At 44.8% G+C, this 17,897-nt stretch carries 16 protein-coding genes and 1 other annotated feature; of the genes, 9 read left to right on the top strand and 7 right to left on the bottom strand.

Features of this window, described 5'->3' with window-relative positions; genetic code table 11:
• Window positions 1-28: 28 nt before the first annotated feature.
• On the bottom strand, window positions 29-775 hold the full coding sequence (locus NSU05_RS15165) for an LMBR1 domain-containing protein (protein ID WP_014480618.1): 747 nt from the start codon (window positions 773-775) through the stop codon (window positions 29-31).
• 188 nt (window positions 776-963) lie between these two features.
• Between NSU05_RS15165 and NSU05_RS15160 the strand changes: the two genes are divergently transcribed.
• The gene (locus tag NSU05_RS15160; RefSeq protein ID WP_038429492.1) at window positions 964-2,157 is read left to right on the top strand and encodes an MFS transporter; all 1,194 of its coding nucleotides are present in this window, start codon (window positions 964-966) and stop codon (window positions 2,155-2,157) included.
• A 236-nt stretch (window positions 2,158-2,393) separates the two neighbouring features.
• Here NSU05_RS15160 and NSU05_RS15155 read toward each other — a convergent pair whose 3' ends face one another.
• Entirely contained in the window at window positions 2,394-3,179 is a 786-nt protein-coding gene (locus tag NSU05_RS15155; protein ID WP_038429491.1) for a blue-light photoreceptor, read from the bottom strand.
• Between the two features lie 404 nt (window positions 3,180-3,583).
• On the opposite strand from NSU05_RS15155, the gene NSU05_RS15150 reads away from it, so the two are divergent.
• The 3 genes from NSU05_RS15150 (at window position 3,584) to NSU05_RS15140 (ending at window position 7,187) form a co-directional block, all read left to right on the top strand.
• Window positions 3,584-3,919: a DUF4257 domain-containing protein gene (locus NSU05_RS15150; protein ID WP_003246114.1), complete on the top strand. Its 336-nt coding sequence runs from the start codon at window positions 3,584-3,586 to the stop codon at window positions 3,917-3,919.
• Window positions 3,920-4,021: 102 nt separating this feature from the next.
• Window positions 4,022-4,236 (top strand) — a binding site (T-box leader).
• 109 nt (window positions 4,237-4,345) lie between these two features.
• Window positions 4,346-6,760, top strand: coding sequence for a leucine--tRNA ligase (gene leuS, locus NSU05_RS15145; RefSeq protein WP_015251406.1), 2,415 nt, complete (start codon window positions 4,346-4,348; stop codon window positions 6,758-6,760).
• Between the two features lie 115 nt (window positions 6,761-6,875).
• Window positions 6,876-7,187: a rhodanese-like domain-containing protein gene (locus NSU05_RS15140; RefSeq protein WP_038429490.1), complete on the top strand. Its 312-nt coding sequence runs from the start codon at window positions 6,876-6,878 to the stop codon at window positions 7,185-7,187.
• Between the two features lie 21 nt (window positions 7,188-7,208).
• Here NSU05_RS15140 and melA read toward each other — a convergent pair whose 3' ends face one another.
• From melA to NSU05_RS15115, 5 genes are read right to left on the bottom strand one after another with little or no spacing between them, the layout of a single operon-like run.
• Window positions 7,209-8,507: an alpha-galactosidase MelA gene (melA, locus tag NSU05_RS15135; protein ID WP_038429489.1), complete on the bottom strand. Its 1,299-nt coding sequence runs from the start codon at window positions 8,505-8,507 to the stop codon at window positions 7,209-7,211.
• Window positions 8,508-8,526: 19 nt separating this feature from the next.
• The gene (locus NSU05_RS15130) at window positions 8,527-9,357 is read right to left on the bottom strand and encodes a carbohydrate ABC transporter permease (RefSeq protein WP_032722365.1); all 831 of its coding nucleotides are present in this window, start codon (window positions 9,355-9,357) and stop codon (window positions 8,527-8,529) included.
• Window positions 9,354-10,265: a sugar ABC transporter permease gene (locus NSU05_RS15125; protein ID WP_015251409.1), complete on the bottom strand. Its 912-nt coding sequence runs from the start codon at window positions 10,263-10,265 to the stop codon at window positions 9,354-9,356. The genes NSU05_RS15130 and NSU05_RS15125 overlap by 4 nt, the downstream gene beginning before the upstream one ends.
• Window positions 10,258-11,538: an extracellular solute-binding protein gene (locus NSU05_RS15120; protein ID WP_032722364.1), complete on the bottom strand. Its 1,281-nt coding sequence runs from the start codon at window positions 11,536-11,538 to the stop codon at window positions 10,258-10,260. Before NSU05_RS15120 ends, NSU05_RS15125 begins: the two co-directional genes overlap by 8 nt.
• A gap of 33 nt (window positions 11,539-11,571) precedes the next feature.
• Entirely contained in the window at window positions 11,572-12,606 is a 1,035-nt protein-coding gene (locus NSU05_RS15115) for a LacI family DNA-binding transcriptional regulator (protein ID WP_033884841.1), read from the bottom strand.
• Between the two features lie 218 nt (window positions 12,607-12,824).
• On the opposite strand from NSU05_RS15115, the gene NSU05_RS15110 reads away from it, so the two are divergent.
• From NSU05_RS15110 to bioD, 5 genes are all read left to right on the top strand, one after another.
• Window positions 12,825-13,724 (top strand): dienelactone hydrolase family protein, encoded by a 900-nt coding sequence (locus NSU05_RS15110; RefSeq protein ID WP_017695465.1) that lies wholly within the window; start codon window positions 12,825-12,827, stop codon window positions 13,722-13,724.
• A gap of 209 nt (window positions 13,725-13,933) precedes the next feature.
• A complete protein-coding gene (gene bioW / locus NSU05_RS15105; protein WP_038429488.1) occupies window positions 13,934-14,710 on the top strand; it encodes a 6-carboxyhexanoate--CoA ligase in 777 nt (258 codons plus the stop codon).
• Complete coding sequence (gene bioA / locus NSU05_RS15100) at window positions 14,700-16,046, top strand: adenosylmethionine--8-amino-7-oxononanoate transaminase (protein ID WP_038429487.1); 1,347 nt, start codon at window positions 14,700-14,702, stop codon at window positions 16,044-16,046. The genes bioW and bioA overlap by 11 nt, the downstream gene beginning before the upstream one ends.
• Entirely contained in the window at window positions 16,036-17,205 is a 1,170-nt protein-coding gene (gene bioF / locus NSU05_RS15095; protein ID WP_038429486.1) for an 8-amino-7-oxononanoate synthase, read from the top strand. Before bioA ends, bioF begins: the two co-directional genes overlap by 11 nt.
• Window positions 17,202-17,897: a dethiobiotin synthase gene (gene bioD / locus NSU05_RS15090; RefSeq protein ID WP_032722360.1), complete on the top strand. Its 696-nt coding sequence runs from the start codon at window positions 17,202-17,204 to the stop codon at window positions 17,895-17,897. The genes bioF and bioD overlap by 4 nt, the downstream gene beginning before the upstream one ends.

Genomic DNA, 17,897 nt, shown 5'->3' with positions numbered 1-17,897 from the left:
AAGCTCCAGACATTCTGGAGCTTTTTGTTTATCGTTTTGGCGCCCGATAACCGGCGGCTTCAGCTTCTTCAACTGAGCAAAACATTTCAGCCGGATCGGTTGTCCGGTCGTAGTATGTACTGCCTGGCGTGTGGTAGATGCCGTTTTTGCTTCCTTTGATATTACAGCCTTCTGCTTTGTCAGCTGTTTTGGTTTCATCACTTTTACTCGTATTGTTTGAAGAACTTCCAGTGTCTTCATGAGAACTGGCGGTTTGGCTTTCCGTCTCTTTTAATTGATTTTCAAGCTTTGTTTTATCTTGTCGGAGTGTTTCATTTTCAGCCTTTGCCGTTTTTGCATCTTCTTTGAGCTGCTTTTGATTTTCTTGAAGCTCTTTAATCTCAGCTTTTAATGATTTCTGAGTCTTTTTTAAATCGCTATTTTCGTTTTTAAGCTTCTCAAGCTTGTCTTGATCTTCTTTGTTGTCTTTTAATTTCTTTGCTTCGGAGCTGACAGATTTATATTCTTTCTCAAGTTCTTCATGCTCTTTTGTGAGGTTTTTATATTCGGCGTTTAGCGCTGAATATTTTTTCTCGGCATTTGCTGCGGCAGTGTCAGGTTCTGCCAATGCTGCCCCGGTAAAGAGCAGCACAAGGCCTCCAATGAAAAGCGGCCAAAAAAGTCTCTTGGAGAAACGTTTTTCCTTTTTCAGTACATATCTGACAAGGTGATATAATCCATAGCCTAGTGCAATGAGACATGCCAGAAAACCTAAGAATGCTAATACCATTTCCATAATATGACCCCTTTTTCTATTTATTTTACATTTTTCAAACAATATTTGTTAGATTTTTTCACGCTCATCAGTTGAAAAATGTGAGAGAGACAGATAGAATGAATGTGCTATGATAACTGGATTCGTACGGAGCCGTTTTAGGTTTCGTTTTTTTCATGAGCTTTTTTAGGTAAGAAAGGGGGATGAGTATGCCGCGTGCTCTTAAAATTTTAGTCATTGGAATGTTTATCAATGTGACGGGTGCTTCTTTTTTATGGCCGCTGAATACGATTTATATCCATAATCATTTAGGAAAGTCGTTAACAGTAGCCGGACTTGTCCTGATGCTGAATTCCGGCGCCAGTGTGGCTGGCAATTTATGCGGAGGTTTTTTGTTTGATAAAATCGGCGGTTTTAAATCGATTATGCTTGGGATAGCCATTACGTTAGCAAGCCTGATGGGCCTTGTCTTTTTTCATGATTGGCCAGCCTATATTGTGCTGCTGACGATTGTGGGCTTTGGCTCCGGTGTTGTTTTTCCGGCCAGCTACGCAATGGCAGGATCGGTATGGCCTGAAGGGGGAAGGAAGGCATTTAATGCGATATATGTCGCGCAAAACGCAGGTGTGGCTGTCGGTTCAGCGCTTGGCGGTGTCGTGGCGTCTTTCTCGTTTTCATATGTATTTTTGGCGAATGCCGCGCTGTATCTGGTCTTTTTCTTTATTGTATATTTCGGATTTCGAAATATTCAGACGGGAGATGCGTCCCAAACGTCTGTGCTTGATTACGATGCTGTGAACAGCAAAGCAAAATTTGCCGCACTGATCATTTTAAGCGGAGGCTATGTACTCGGATGGCTGGCTTATTCTCAGTGGTCAACCACAATTGCTTCGTACACACAAAGCATTGGAATATCTCTTTCCTTATACAGCGTGCTGTGGACGGTTAACGGAATTCTCATTGTGCTCGGCCAGCCGCTCGTCAGTTTTGTGGTGAAAAAATGGGCCGAGTCGCTAAAAGCGCAAATGGTCATCGGCTTTATCATTTTTATTGTGTCTTTCAGCATGCTGCTGACTGCAAAGCAATTTCCGATGTTTCTCGCTGCGATGGTGATCCTGACTATTGGAGAAATGCTTGTTTGGCCTGCTGTGCCGACTATTGCCAATCAGCTTGCCCCTAAAGGGAAAGAAGGCTTTTATCAAGGCTTTGTCAACAGTGCGGCGACAGGCGGCAGAATGATTGGTCCCCTGTTCGGAGGAGTGCTTGTCGATCATTACGGCATTAGGGCTCTTGTTTTATCTCTGTTGGTATTGCTGCTGATCAGTATTGTCACAACGCTTCTATATGACAAACGGCTAAAATCAGCTAAAGAAACAAATAAGCAGGCATCAATCTCTTCATAATAAAAGATCCCGCTGGGTGAGCGGGATCTTTTAGCGTGTCGACAAACCCTCGCATTCGTTGTCAGGCCTGCGCTTCGGTGCTCACGAATTAGAACATTCGCTCCGCTCCTATGCTCGTCCTTCCTAGACTTCAAGGGTTTTCAATCATGCTGAAAAGATGACAAAATCCTAAAATGAAAACCATTTTAGGATTTTGTCAACAATCTGAAAGATCCCGCCGGATGAGCGGGATCTTTTTACATAATCGGAAGCACGTTAACGGCATCCTTTACATTTAAAAATGTTTTCAGCGATGAAAAATTGGCATCCAATTTATTCATTTTCATGGCCAATTCAGGCTTAATGCCGGTAATGATTAACTCAGTTCCGGTCAATTTCAGCAAATGGCTCAGCTTGAAAATTTGGTCGGCCGTTTGTTCGTTCACTTGGGCCAATCCGGATAAATCAATGATCAAATAATCATCTTTGGATGTTGATAAGATATTCGTCAATGTGCAAACGATGGAATTAAATCGCTCCTCTGTCAGGTTTCCGACTAGCGGAAGAGCCGAAATGCCATTGCGAATCGGGACAACAGGAGTTGAAAGTGCAGTAATTTCCGTGAGGGAATCCTCGAGAAGCTTTTCATACTCTTTTTGCTTGGTGATGTCTTTCTGAATTCCGACAAAATACGTTTTATCCTCTATTTCCATTGGATCAATATTTAATTCATTCCAGAACATCGTTCCGTCTTTTTTGTAGTTTTGAATCTGAACGGTGACCGGTTCTTTATTTTGTAAAGCGGTTCTGATGTAGTCCACTTCTGCAGGATCTGTGTGTTTCCCCTGTAAGAAGCGGCAGTTCTTTCCTAAAATTTCCTCGGTCTCGTAGCCGGTCATTTGAACAAAGCCTTGATTTACGTAGACAATAGGATTATCTTCAAGTGCGGGATCTGTAATTACCACACCGACTCGCACGTGATCAAGCGCTTTTTTGATGACTTCCAGCTGTCCTGGTATCCCAAATGATTGAAAACTAGCCATATAAATCCCCCTTAGGCCGTCAGCTTGCTATGCGAAAGCCTGATATTCCCCTTTTTTAAAATGAATTCTACAGTAACCGTAGCACAACACATGTTCTGATTCAAGCAAGTGCAGTTTGTTGTTTGTCATTAGGGCTTGTCCTCGTATACACTAAAAATAAGAACAGAATTTGAACATATGAACGGAAAGGTTTTTTACATGCTAAATAGGTGACTAGGTCAATGTCACTGGGTGAAAAATGAATCCAATGCATCAAGCTTACCGATCATGTGTTCACATATAATGGAAGAAACAAGCTTTTTACAGATTTGCCGGTATGTAGATATCGAAAATCATCGGAATCGTTTAAGGGGGCTGGATGGCCTGAAGTCGCTTTACGAAATAAGGGCTTTAGGAAGGTGATGATGAAGATGCTGCATCAGGTACTCATTGCTTGTGTAATTGGAGGAATCATGGGGATTCTCGGTCATGTGAAAAAGAGAGGCAGGCTGGAGAAGCCCAGAATGACGAAGCGGTTTATCTACCTTGGATTTTTGGAAGATTGGTTTATCGGCATGACGGCTTCCATTTTACTTGTATTATCCGCTGACCCCGATTCAGGAATTCAACTTGTCATCTTATCCATTATCTCAGGCTACGGCGGTGAAGCTGTTCTCAGAAGTTTTGACTTTGTGAGAGAACTGAACAGCGGCGGCGAACCGGCCGAGTCCAAACGTCAAACCAAAACTCCACCCGAATAATTGTCCTCAATCTCCGCCCGTTCAGGGTACATTCCCATTGTATACAAACCTGCTTGCACTTATGAACAGAATTCTATAAAATACAGTTAGATTACGGTTGCGATAAGAACAATGAAGAGGAGCAGTAAGAAACAGATATTGTTGCAGAGAGTTGACGGCTGGTGAAAGTCAATCAAGTTTGTTTCCGAACTCACCTCAGAGTTGCAGCGGTGAAAAGCCGCTGACGCATAACTGCGTTAAAAGTATCAAGTGAGTGCGGCGTATGCCGCGCTAACGAGGGTGGTACCGCGGGAAAACGAAAGTCTCTCGTCCCTTTTTGGGATGAGGGAGTTTTTTTTAGTTTGGGAATATTCTGAATATAATCCTCTCCTTCCCGTCAATACTTGAACCATACACGCCGTATTCAATCAGAAGGAGGTTTTTACTTTGAGTTTTCAGCACAAAGAGATAGAAAAGAAATGGCAAACATATTGGCTTGAAAACAAAACATTTGCCACTCTTGATAATAATGAAAAACAAAAATTTTACGCGCTGGACATGTTTCCTTATCCGTCTGGAGCTGGGTTGCACGTCGGCCATCCTGAAGGATACACAGCTACGGATATTCTGTCCCGCATGAAGCGCATGCAGGGCTATGATGTCCTTCATCCAATGGGCTGGGACGCATTCGGCCTGCCAGCTGAACAATACGCGCTTGACACAGGGAACGACCCCGCTGTGTTTACGAAGCAGAATATTGATAACTTCCGCCGCCAAATTCAAGCGCTTGGCTTCTCATATGACTGGGATCGCGAAATCAATACGACTGACCCTGAATACTATAAATGGACGCAATGGATTTTCTTAAAGCTATACGAAAAAGGCCTTGCTTACGTTGACGAAGTGCCTGTAAACTGGTGCCCTGCGCTCGGTACTGTTCTTGCCAACGAAGAAGTCATTGACGGCAAGAGCGAACGCGGCGGCCATCCGGTAGAGAGACGCCCAATGAAGCAGTGGATGCTGAAAATCACCGCTTATGCGGACAGGCTCCTCGAGGACTTGGAAGAGCTTGATTGGCCGGAAAGCATTAAAGATATGCAGCGCAACTGGATCGGCCGTTCGGAAGGCGCTCACGTTCATTTTGCTATAGATGGACATGATGATTCCTTTACGGTGTTTACAACAAGACCAGATACGCTGTTTGGCGCTACATACACTGTCCTTGCCCCGGAACACGCATTAGTGGAAAACATCACAACGGCTGAGCAAAAAGAAGCTGTTGAAGCTTATATCAAAGAAATTCAATCAAAGAGTGACCTTGAACGCACAGATCTTGCGAAAACAAAGACAGGCGTATTCACAGGAGCGTATGCGATTAATCCTGTAAACGGAGAAAAACTGCCGATTTGGATTGCAGATTATGTTCTTGCATCATACGGAACAGGTGCTGTCATGGCAGTTCCAGGCCACGATGAGCGTGATTTTGAATTCGCCAAAACATTCGGCCTTCCGGTGAAGGAAGTCGTAAAAGGCGGGAACGTCGAGGAAGCAGCTTATACTGGCGACGGCGAGCACGTGAACTCTGATTTCCTGAACGGCCTTCACAAACAGGAAGCGATTGAGAAAGTGATCGCTTGGCTGGAAGAAACGAAAAACGGTGAGAAGAAAGTGACGTACCGTCTTCGTGACTGGCTCTTCAGCCGCCAGCGTTATTGGGGCGAGCCGATTCCGGTCATTCATTGGGAAGACGGAACGTCAACAGCTGTCCCGGAAGAGGAGCTGCCGCTGATTTTGCCAAAAACGGATGAAATCAAACCGAGCGGAACGGGCGAATCACCGCTTGCGAACATTAAAGAGTGGGTGGAAGTCACAGATCCTGAGACAGGGAAAAAAGGAAGAAGAGAAACGAATACAATGCCGCAATGGGCGGGAAGCTGCTGGTATTTCTTGCGCTATATTGATCCGCACAATCCGGATCAGCTGGCATCACCAGAAAAATTGGAAAAATGGCTTCCGGTCGATATGTATATCGGCGGTGCAGAGCATGCCGTGCTTCACCTTCTGTATGCCCGCTTCTGGCATAAGTTCCTTTATGATATCGGTGTAGTGCCGACGAAAGAACCGTTCCAAAAGCTGTACAACCAAGGAATGATTCTCGGTGAAAATAACGAAAAAATGAGTAAATCTAAAGGGAACGTTGTCAACCCTGACGAAATCGTGTCCTCTCACGGTGCTGATACCCTGAGATTGTACGAAATGTTCATGGGGCCTCTTGATGCTTCAATCGCCTGGTCTGAATCAGGATTAGACGGTGCGCGTCGTTTCCTTGACCGTGTATGGCGCCTATTTGTTGAAGAAAACGGTGAGCTTAATGGCAAAATCGTTGAAGGCGCTGGTGAAACATTGGAGCGCGTCTATCATGAAACGGTTATGAAAGTCACAGACCATTATGAAGGCCTTCGTTTCAACACGGGTATTTCCCAGCTGATGGTCTTTATTAATGAAGCTTATAAAGCAACAGAACTGCCGAAAGAATATATGGAAGGCTTCGTGAAGCTTCTTTCTCCTGTCGCGCCACACTTAGCGGAAGAGCTATGGGAGAAGCTTGGCCATTCCGGCACAATTGCCTACGAAGCTTGGCCTGTATATGATGAAACAAAACTTGTGGATGATGAAGTTGAAATCGTTGTTCAGCTGAACGGAAAAGTAAAAGCGAAATTACAGGTTCCTGCCGATGCAACGAAAGAACAGCTGGAACAGCTTGCTCAAGCAGATGAAAAGGTCAAAGAGCAGCTTGAAGGCAAAACGATTCGGAAAATCATCGCGGTGCCTGGGAAGCTTGTCAATATTGTGGCAAACTAAGCCTAGAAAAAATCCCCTTTGCCAAAAGGGGATTTTTTTCATCAGTCTCAGAATAGCAATCGTTCAGCTGACTTTGATATACTGAACATGATCACTGTGAATAGGAGTGTTTTCTTTGGAAATAAAAGAAATCAGCACAGCCGCTTTGAGAGAAAAAATTGAGGCGGACGAAGAATTATATTTAATTGATGTCAGAGAAGATGAAGAGGTGGCGGAAGGCATGATCCCGCAAGCCGTTCATATTCGCATGGGGGATATTCCTGAAAAAATGGAAACCCTTGATAAAGACAAAGAGTACGTATTTATCTGCCGCTCAGGAATGCGCAGCATGAACGTCTGCAAGTACCTGGATGAGCAAGGCTTTAAAACAGTCAATGTTGAAGGCGGCATGATGGCCTGGGAAGGCGAAACAAAACCAAAAAACTAGGGGAGAGCGGTCCCCTAGTTTTTATTTGTATTCCGGAAGCCAATCGCCGTGTGCTGCAAATAAATCGTCACACATGGAGATGATGTCCTTCATGGAAAGCTCCGCGCTTGTATGCGGATCAAGCATTGCAGCTTGGTAAACCGCTTCTTTTTTCCGTGTGACAGCCGCTTCGATTGTCATCAGCTGTGTATTAATATTCGTCCGGTTTAAGGCGGCAAGCTGCTCAGGCAGTTCTCCGGCGAAGCACGGTGTAATTTTTTTTCTGTCGGCGACGCATGTCACTTCTACAACCGCTTTTGAAGGAAGGTTGGTGATCAGCCCTGTATTCAAGACGTTTCCTCCGAAGGTGAATGGTTCGTTTGTTTCCATTGCTTCTATAATTCTTGAACCATATTCCTTTGAGCGTTCGTGCGTAAGGTCTTTATTATTGACGATATCATCCCGCATTTTCTCCCAATTTTCAATTTGCTTGACGCACCTTCTCGGATATTCGTCGAGCGGGATTTGCAGCTCGCTGATAAGTTCAGGATAATTCCGTTTAATAAAGTATGGGTGATACTCTGCGTTATGTTCGGACGATTCCGTGACATAATAGCCGAACTTATCCATTAATTCAAACCGCACCATATCATGATGCTTTGTTTTTTGTTTTTCTTTCGCTCTCCTTTTGATTTCTGGATATAAATCTGTGCCGTCTTTTTTGACTTCCAAAAGCCAAGCCATATGATTGATTCCTGCGATGCGTTCCTCAATTCCGTCATGCTCCATTCCGAGAGCTTTAAATAAATCCTTCGTGCACACTTGAACACTGTGGCAGAGCCCGATTGTTTTGATATTGGTATAGCGGAGCATGGCGCCTGTAAGAGTGGCCATTGGATTTGTATAGTTTAAGAACCATGCGTCAGGGCACATTTCCTCCATATCTTTTGCGATATCAAATAAGACCGGGATTGTTCTGAGAGATCTGAATATCCCGCCGATGCCGACTGTATCGGCGATCGTCTGGCGCAGCCCATACCGTTTAGGAATCTCGAAATCGATGACTGTGCTCGGTTTGTATCCTCCAACCTGAATCGCATTGATGACATAGCCTGCGTTTTGCAAGGCGAGTTTTCTGTCATCATAGCTGTTGATGGCCACACTTGGGTTATAACGGTCTCTTAGATTTTCGAGCATGAGCTGGGATTCTTGCAGGCGTTTGGGATCAATGTCGTAAAGAGCGAACTCAAATCCATTCAGTGCCTCTGTTAACAGGCAGTCTCCCAAAACATTTTTGGCGAAAATCGTGCTCCCTGCACCGATAAATGTAATCTTTTTCATATTGCTTCCTCCTTTAATGTTAACCCTTTACCGCTCCGGAAGACAGGCCGGCAATAAAGTATTTTTGCAGCGCCAAAAACAGAACAACCATCGGCAGCATTGCCATAAGTGCCGCTGCGGCAACTAAATGAAGGTTGTTTGCGTTTTCTCCGAAAAAACCTGCCATGGCTACTGTTAATGTCTGAACCTTTTGATCTTGTAAAAAGAAAATGGCAAATTGATAGTCGTTCCAAATAAAGACACAAGAAATGATACAGATGGTCGCAGTGATCGGCTTCAGCAGAGGAAACACAATCGTAAAAAAGATTTTCAGCATGCCTGCGCCGTCAATTCTTGCGGCTTCTTCAAGCTCTTTTGGAATGGTCGATCGGATAAAGCCTGAATATAAGAATACGGTTAACGGCATGTAAGCCGCTGTATTGATGAAAATGGCGATTGCGTGTGTATTGATCATTCCGGCGTCCACGACCATTCGGTACAAAGGAACCATGGACGTTAACGGAGGGATGATCATAATGGAAATCAGCAAGGCAAAAACGACTTTATTCAGTTTCGTTTCCCGCCGGGCAAGCGGGTAGGCGGCAAGTGAGCCGAATATAATTAATAACAAGGCAGAAAAACCTGTGATGATCATGGTGTTTATAAAAGAGTTACCTAGCGAAGCGCGCTCCCACGCCTCTGAAAAATTATGAAAGGAGATGTCGGCTGGAAATATCCATTTCGAACTGTAGTCTCCTTTTGCTTTCAATGAAGTGGTCAGCAGGATATAAAAAGGAATAAAATGCGCACAGGCCACAATGGCTGCAAGAAGCGTAATGATCCGCATGCTTTTTGTACGGGCGGCTCTCATGACATTTCCGTCTCCTTTCTTTTAAAGTACGCAAGCGCGCAAAAGCTGATGATCAAAATGACAAATGCCATAAATATGCCTTGCGTTGCGGCATAGCCGGCATCCTGCCGTTTGAAATACAAATCATACATAAACGTGGACATGGATTGTGACGCATTTCCGGGGCCGCCTGCGGTGAGTGCAATGATGACGTCAAACAGCTTTAAGCCTCCGATAATGTTGATGACCATATTAATGGTAATGGAGGGCATTAACAGCGGCAGCGTGATGGTAAAAAACTGCTGCCCTTGTTTCGCGCCATCCATTTGCGCCGCTTCATAGTAGTCTTTCGGAATGCTTTGCAGACCGGCTAAGTAGACAACCATAGCGATCCCGACATATTGATAGGTGTTAATCATGACAATGATCCATGGATTGAGCGAGGGACTGGCGAGCGCATTAATAGGGCTGATGCCGAAGACCCCGAGCAAATCGTTGAGCGCGCCTCCGTCATAGGAGAAGAAAAAGTACCAAATGTAGCCCATAATGAGCGGGCTGATCATCACCGGCAAATATACAATTGTTCTTGTTACCGCTTTCGTTTTAATGCTTTGATTTAAGAGCAGAGCGTACAGAAGCCCGACAACATTTTGAAAAAAGGTGCTGCCAAGTCCGTAAAGCAGAGTGTTTTTTAAGATATGCCAAGTGTCAGGATCAGAAAACAGCCTTTCATATTGCGCGAATCCAACCCATTGGTAAACTTGTGAAAAGCCGTTCCAGTTTGTAAAGGTAATCAATGTGCCTTTCACAAATGGATAAATCATAAAGACCAGAACGGAGAGCAAAGCAGGAATGTACATCCACCAAAGTGAGGACTGCTTTTTTGGCTTAACCTGTTTCACATGAACGTCCCTTGCGATCTCACTCATTGTTTTCAGCTCCCTGTGTTTCCGATTGCTCCCGGAGTCGTTTATATTCTCTTCCCAGCTTCTGCGAAATGTCTTGAGGCGCCAAAATGTCAGCCGCCAGCTCCTGCCCGACCGTGCCTAGGACATCCCACATTCCGTTTGGCAAGTATAAACGGTCAAAGTAAGGCTCGACTTTGATATCTTGATAATGCTCATAATCGTTTGCGTAGAAAATATCAGCTTTCACATTCGTCAGCCCTGAAGGAAGCGATGTGGCTTCAGCCATTTGTTTGGCATTGGCCGGGCGGGCCATAAATGCGATAAATTCTTTTGCCTCTTTTAATTGAGGCGAATCTTTCCATGCTGCAAGGGTGTAGCGTTCACCGCCGATCCATATCGGGTCATCACCGGGATGGATGGCAGGTGTCGGGATAATGCCGACCTTGACGTTCGGATTGATCTGGGCAATGTCTTGGCCGAGTGTGCCGCCTTGCATTGTAAAGGCGATTTTGTTTTGGGCCATTAATTCAATGAGCTGTGATTTTTTTGCCGTGACGGCGTCGATATTGATTAATTTTTCTTTCTGCATTTGTTTGAGGATTTCTGATAAATAAGTGAATTTACTCCATTGAAAAGTGCCGTTGATGAGCTGTTTTTTTTCATTATGGGCAGGGTCTGTGATGAGAAGAGGTGTAGCGAATTGGTCGTAATATTGAGCGAATGAGCTTTTGTCATATCCGGCAAACCAGAAGGGAACAATGCTTCCCTTGCTCTTTTCTTTAATCGTTCTCAGTGCTTTGATAAAGTCATCCATGGTTTCCGGCGGAGCAATGCCGTAACGGTCTAAAATATTGCGGTTATACGCCAGGCCGTCTTTTGCCTGATTGACCGGATAGGCATACACCTTTCCGCTTTTATTTTTGAGGATGCTGTTTAAATTAGGATCAAGATCTTGAGTCCATTCCATATCCCGGAGATCCGCTGTATATTCTCCGTACCTGATTTTCCCCCAGCCATGTGTATCGAATAGATCTGGCAAATCATTGGCCGCCATTCTGACACGCATCATATTTTCATAGTCATTGCCTGGGAAATGAAGGCTGACACGAATGTCACTGTGTTCCTTTTCGAATGTTGCTGCCAGTTTTCTGAACGTATCTCTTTCACTGTCGGTTGACATTGTAGAATAAATGGTTAACGTCTTTTTTGCGGTATCTGCTGAGCTTTTCTCTGCTGAACACCCGGGCAGAACAAGCAGAATAAGAGAGAGAAATAAAACAAAAGTGTGTTTCATCTTTTCCTCCTTATCATCGTGATGAATCTTTGCTTATGTCACCTCCTTTGCTGTACATCCGCAGCTTTGTCTTACGATTAATGTTGTAGGCAGGGTGACATGGTGAGGAAGCGTTCGGCCATTGAGACGGTCAAGCAGCAGTTTTACGCCTGTCCGGCCCATTTCTTCTGTGTATACCTTCACCGTCGTTAAAGGCGTGCTGGCAAATTCAGCTTCCTCAATGCCGTTAAAGCTGACGATTGCAGTATCCCGCGGCACTTGCAGTCCGGCTTCCTGCAGCGCTTTTAATGCGCCGATCGCCATAGAATCGCTGGCAATAAAGAACGCTTCCGGCAGATGGCCTTGATCGATTGCTTTCTTCATCAGGCGATAGCCCTCACGCATGCTGTATTCTCCGATCAGCACATGCTCAGGCTGGGGGGCGGCTGACTCCAAAAAAGCGGTCAGGCGTTTGTCTTCAATCGTTCTGCGAATGCTTTGGCCGTCCTTCAGCGTATGCTCTTTTTCTTGTCCGCCAATGTAGCCTAACCGTTTGTAGCCTAAGTCGAAAAGGTGATCAATCGCCTGGCGTGAAGCCGATTCAAAATCGATTCCAATCGAATCGTATGCTTGCGGATCTGGTGAATGATTGATAAAAACGGCATGCTCCAGCCTTCCGCTGATATGCTTAACCGCTTCATCATGAACACGGCCAATGACAATGACACCATCCAATTCCCGAAAGATATGTTCCTGAAAGGAGCCGAGATGAATCGAATTTGTAATAAAAATTTCCTGTTCAAAGCATTCCTTTTCAATCCCTTTCCGAATGGAAGAAAAATAAGGGTCCTGCCTTTCCTGGTCAGGGGACAGACAGCTCAGCACGCCGATCAGCGGCTGGGCCCGCTGTTTTTGCCCGCGGGCTTTTCGGCGTTTGGCAACGGTTTGATAACCAAGTTCTTCAGCGATGTTGATGACTCTTTGTCTCGTTTCGCCCGCAACAGAAAGCGACTCATCTTCATTTAAAATTCTGGACACAGTTGCGCTGGAAACTTTAGCTTTCAAGGCGATATCTTTAATACGAACCATGGGTATCCCTCTTATCTATTTAGTAAAATATTAACTCATCTGTTTTTGATAAATTGATACTATCATATAAAAGTAAGCGGTTACAATAATTATTTTCGGAATATTTCGTTATATTTACTAAATATTTAGTAAATGATGTGATTTATGTTGGAAAAATAAAGGGGAACCCAGAATCTGTCTCGTAAATGTGAAGTAAGCGAATAAGGAAGGGTGATGGGATGAGAGCCGAAAGAAGAAAGCAACTGTTTCGATTGCTTGGTGATTTGCCTGATCGGAGGCCAATCAGTGTTGAGACATTACGTATTGAAGAAAGAGAAGAAAATATCGTTGAAACGCTCCTGCTCGATTTAAATGGACATGAAAAGGTGCCCGCTTATTTTGTGAAGCCGAAGAAAACAGAAGGACCGTGCCCAGCCGTATTGTTTCAGCATTCGCATGGAGGCCAGTATGATAGGGGAAAAAGTGAGCTGATTGAGGGAGCGGATTATTTGAAAACGCCTTCTTTTTCTGATGAGCTTACTTCACTCGGATACGGCGTTCTTGCGATTGATCATTGGGGATTTGGAGATCGGCGGGGAAAAGCGGAAAGCGAGATATTTAAAGAAATGCTTCTCACCGGAAAAGTGATGTGGGGGATGATGATTTATGACAGTTTAAGTGCGTTAGACTATATGCAGTCACGCTCTGATGTTCAGCCTGACAGGATCGGAACCATCGGCATGTCTATGGGAGGTTTGATGGCGTGGTGGACAGCGGCGCTCGATGACCGGATTAAGGTGTGTGTGGATTTGTGCAGCCAGGTGGATCATCACGTGCTGATCAAAACACAAAATCTTGACAGGCACGGCTTTTATTATTACGTCCCATCGCTTGCAAAGCATTTTTCCGCATCGGAGATCCAAGGCCTGATCGCGCCGCGCCCGCACCTTAGTCTTGTTGGTGTACACGATCGGTTAACGCCGGCCGAGGGCGTGGACAAAATCGAAAAAGAATTGACAGCTGTCTATGCTGGACAGGGAGCTTCTGATTGCTACCGAGTGGTCCGTTCTGCTTCGGGACATTTCGAAACAGCAGTTATGAGGCATGAAGCTGTCCGGTTTTTGCAAAAGTGGCTGTGACTGTTAAAAGAAATCGAAAAAGACCGTTTTATGTGAAAACGGTCTTTTTGTTTCCTTTTAACCAACTGCCATAAATCGATGCTTTCTTCTATTGACAGAAACAGGAGAGAATAATATATTCTAATTGTTAACATTAAAATATAATTGGTTAACAATTAAGGTGAGAAGCACTACACGTTCTTCAGTTATCAGTGAAAGGGCGAGAAATGATGCAAGAAGAAACTTTTTATAGTGTCAGAATGAGGGCTTCTATGAATGGATCTCATGAAGACGGCGGAAAGCATATATCCGGCGGAGAACGGCTTATACCTTTCCATGAGATGAAGCATACAGTCAATGCTTTATTAGAAAAAGGGTTATCCCATTCAAGAGGAAAACCTGATTTTATGCAAATTCAATTTGAAGAGGTATATGAAACGATAAAAACCATTCAGCCATTGCCTGTGCATACGAATGAAGTGAGCTGCCCGGAAGAAGGGCAAAAGCTGGCCCGATTGTTATTGGAAAAAGAAGGCGTTTCACGAGACGTGATTGAAAAAGCATATGAACAAATCCCTGAATGGTCAGATATCAGGGGTGCGGTGTTGTTTGATATTCATACAGGAAAGCGAATGGATCAAACAAAAGAAAAAGGGGTGCGGGTCTCCAGAATGGATTGGCCGGACGCTAATTTTGAAAAATGGGCGCTTCACAGTCACGTGCCGGCTCATTCAAGAATAAAAGAGGCCCTTGCGCTCGCTTCAAAGGTAAGCTGGCACCCGGCAGCCGTTGCAGAATTATGCTGGTCGGACGATCCGGATTACATAACAGGCTATGTTGCGGGTAAGAAAATGGGCTATCAGCGTATTACAGCAATGAAAGAATACGGGACTGAAGAGGGCTGCCGAGTCTTTTTTATTGATGGATCCAATGATGTAAACACGTACATACATGATCTGGAGAAGCAGCCTATTTTAATAGAGTGGGAGGAAGATCATGACTCATGATTTGATAGAAAAAAGTAAAAAGCACCTCTGGCTGCCATTTACCCAAATGAAAGATTATGATGAAAACCCCTTAATCATCGAAAGCGGGACTGGAATCAAAGTCAAAGACATAAATGGCAAGGAATACTATGACGGTTTTTCATCAGTTTGGCTTAATGTCCACGGACACCGCAAAAAAGAACTAGATAATGCCATAAAAAAACAGCTCGGAAAAATTGCGCACTCCACGTTATTGGGCATGACCAATGTTCCAGCAACCCAGCTTGCCGAAACATTAATCGACATCAGCCCAAAAAAGCTCACGCGGGTCTTTTATTCAGACAGCGGCGCAGAGGCGATGGAAATAGCCCTAAAAATGGCGTTTCAGTATTGGAAGAACATCGGGAAGCCCGAGAAACAAAAATTTATCGCAATGAAAAACGGGTATCACGGTGATACGATTGGCGCCGTCAGTGTCGGTTCAATTGAGCTTTTTCACCACGTATACGGCCCGTTGATGTTCGAGAGTTACAAGGCCCCGATTCCTTATGTGTATCGTTCTGAAAGCGGTGATCCTGATGAGTGCCGTGATCAGTGCCTCCGAGAGCTTGCACAGCTGCTTGAGGAACATCATGAGGAAATTGCCGCGCTTTCCATTGAATCAATGGTACAAGGCGCGTCCGGTATGATCGTGATGCCGGAAGGATATTTGGCAGGCGTGCGCGAGCTATGTACAACATACGATGTCTTAATGATCGTTGATGAAGTCGCTACAGGCTTTGGCCGTACAGGAAAAATGTTTGCGTGCGAGCACGAGAATGTCCAGCCGGATCTGATGGCTGCCGGTAAAGGCATTACAGGAGGCTATTTGCCAATTGCCGTTACGTTTGCCACTGAAGACATCTATAAGGCATTCTATGATGATTATGAAAACCTAAAAACCTTTTTCCATGGCCATTCCTATACAGGCAATCAGCTTGGCTGTGCGGTTGCGCTTGAAAATCTGGCATTATTTGAATCTGAAAACATTGTGGAACAAGTAGCGGAAAAAAGTAAAAAGCTCCATTTTCTTCTTCAAGATCTGCACGCTCTTCCTCATGTTGGGGATATTCGGCAGCTTGGCTTTATGTGCGGTGCAGAGCTTGTACGATCAAAGGAAACTAAAGAACCTTACCCGGCTGATCGGCGGATTGGATATAAAGTTTCCTTAAAAATGAGAGAGTTAGGAATGCTGACAAGGCCGCTTGGGGACGTGATTGCATTTCTGCCTCCTCTTGCCAGCACAGCTGAAGAGCTCTCGGAAATGGTTGCCATTATGAAACAAGCGATCCATGAGGTTACGAGCCTTGAAGATTGATTCCTGGTTAAACGAGCGGTTAGACAGAATGAAAGAAGCCGGCGTACATCGTAACCTGCGGTCAATGGATGGAGCGCCGGTTCCAGAGAGGAATATTGATGGCGAAAATCAAACGGTCTGGTCCTCAAACAATTATTTAGGGCTCGCAAGCGATAGACGTTTGATCGATGCAGCCCAAACAGCATTGCAGCAATTCGGGACAGGAAGCAGCGGTTCACGTTTAACGACAGGCAATTCGGTCTGGCATGAAAAGCTAGAAAAGAAGATTGCCAGCTTTAAACGGACAGAAGCGGCCCTGCTGTTTTCGAGCGGTTACTTGGCCAATGTCGGTGTCCTTTCATCCTTGCCAGAAAAGGAAGATGTCATTTTAAGTGACCAGCTCAATCATGCAAGTATGATCGACGGCTGCCGACTTTCTAAGGCTGATACAGTTGTTTATCGGCATATTGATATGAATGATCTTGAAAACAAGCTGAATGAAACACAGCGTTATCAGCGCCGTTTTATCGTAACAGACGGGGTATTCAGCATGGATGGCACAATCGCCCCTCTTGATCAGATCATCTCACTTGCGAAACGCTATCATGCCTTCGTGGTCGTTGATGATGCCCACGCAACAGGAGTTTTGGGTGATTCGGGACGAGGAACGAGTGAATACTTTGGTGTTTATCCTGACATTGTGATCGGCACCTTAAGCAAAGCTGTTGGTACGGAAGGAGGTTTTGCGGCAGGATCAGCGGTCTTCATCGACTTTTTGCTGAACCATGCCAGAACATTTATCTTTCAAACCGCTATTCCGCCAGCCAGCTGTGCGGCTGCTCATGAGGCTTTCAACATCATTGAAGCCAGCAGGGAAAAACGACAGCTTTTATTTTCTTATATCAGTATGATCAGAACCAGTCTGATGAATATGGGGTATGTGGTGAAAGGAGATCACACACCGATTATTCCTGTAGTCATTGGCGATGCCCATAAAACGGTCATATTTGCTGAAAAACTGCAGGGCAAGGGAATTTATGCTCCGGCCATTCGGCCGCCGACCGTTGCACCGGGTGAAAGCCGTATTCGAATTACAATCACGTCTGACCACAGTATGGGTGATATTGATCATTTGCTGCAAACATTTCATTCAATCGGAAAGGAGCTGCACATCATTTGAGGGGTTTTTTTGTGACAGGAACAGATACAGAAGTGGGGAAAACGGTTATATCCAGCGGTCTTGCTGCCTTATTGAAAAAACATAATAGAGATGTCGGGGTGTATAAACCATTTTTAAGCGGGATATCGCGCCATCATCCAGATAGTGATACTAGTCTGCTGAAAGACATGTCGCAGACCGGTCTTTCTCATGAAGACATTACGCCTTTTGCCTTCAAAGCGCCGCTTGCACCATACGTTGCAGGGAAACTTGAGGGAAAGACTGTCACCATGGAAGAGGTTTTAAGCCATTGGGAGCGGATTAGAGAAAAACATGAATGCTTCATCGTAGAAGGTGCGGGCGGTATTTCTGTGCCATTGGGAGAGGACTATTTGGTCAGTCATGTCATAAAAGCGTTGCAGCTTCCCATGATTATTGTGGCACGTCCTCACCTTGGAACCATTAATCATACCTTTTTAACTGTCAAATATGCTGAAAACATGGGGCTTCCAATTGCCGGAATTATCATCAATGGAATCAGTGACTCTCCTGATGAAGATGAAAAAACCAATCCTGAGATGATTGAGCACTTATGCGGTGTGCCGATTTTAGGGGTTACGCCAAAGCTTGCCAACGTGACGAAAGAAACGGTTCTACATATGGTAAAAGACCATATCAATCTATCATTACTGATGAATCAAGTGGGGGTATGA

The sequence above is a fragment of the Bacillus sp. EU52 genome (assembly GCF_037964975.1).
Taxonomy (GTDB): Bacteria; Bacillota; Bacilli; order Bacillales; family Bacillaceae; genus Bacillus; species Bacillus subtilis.
The sequence above is the reverse complement of the archived record's forward strand: the minus strand, read 5'-3'. Positions and strand labels throughout refer to the sequence as shown.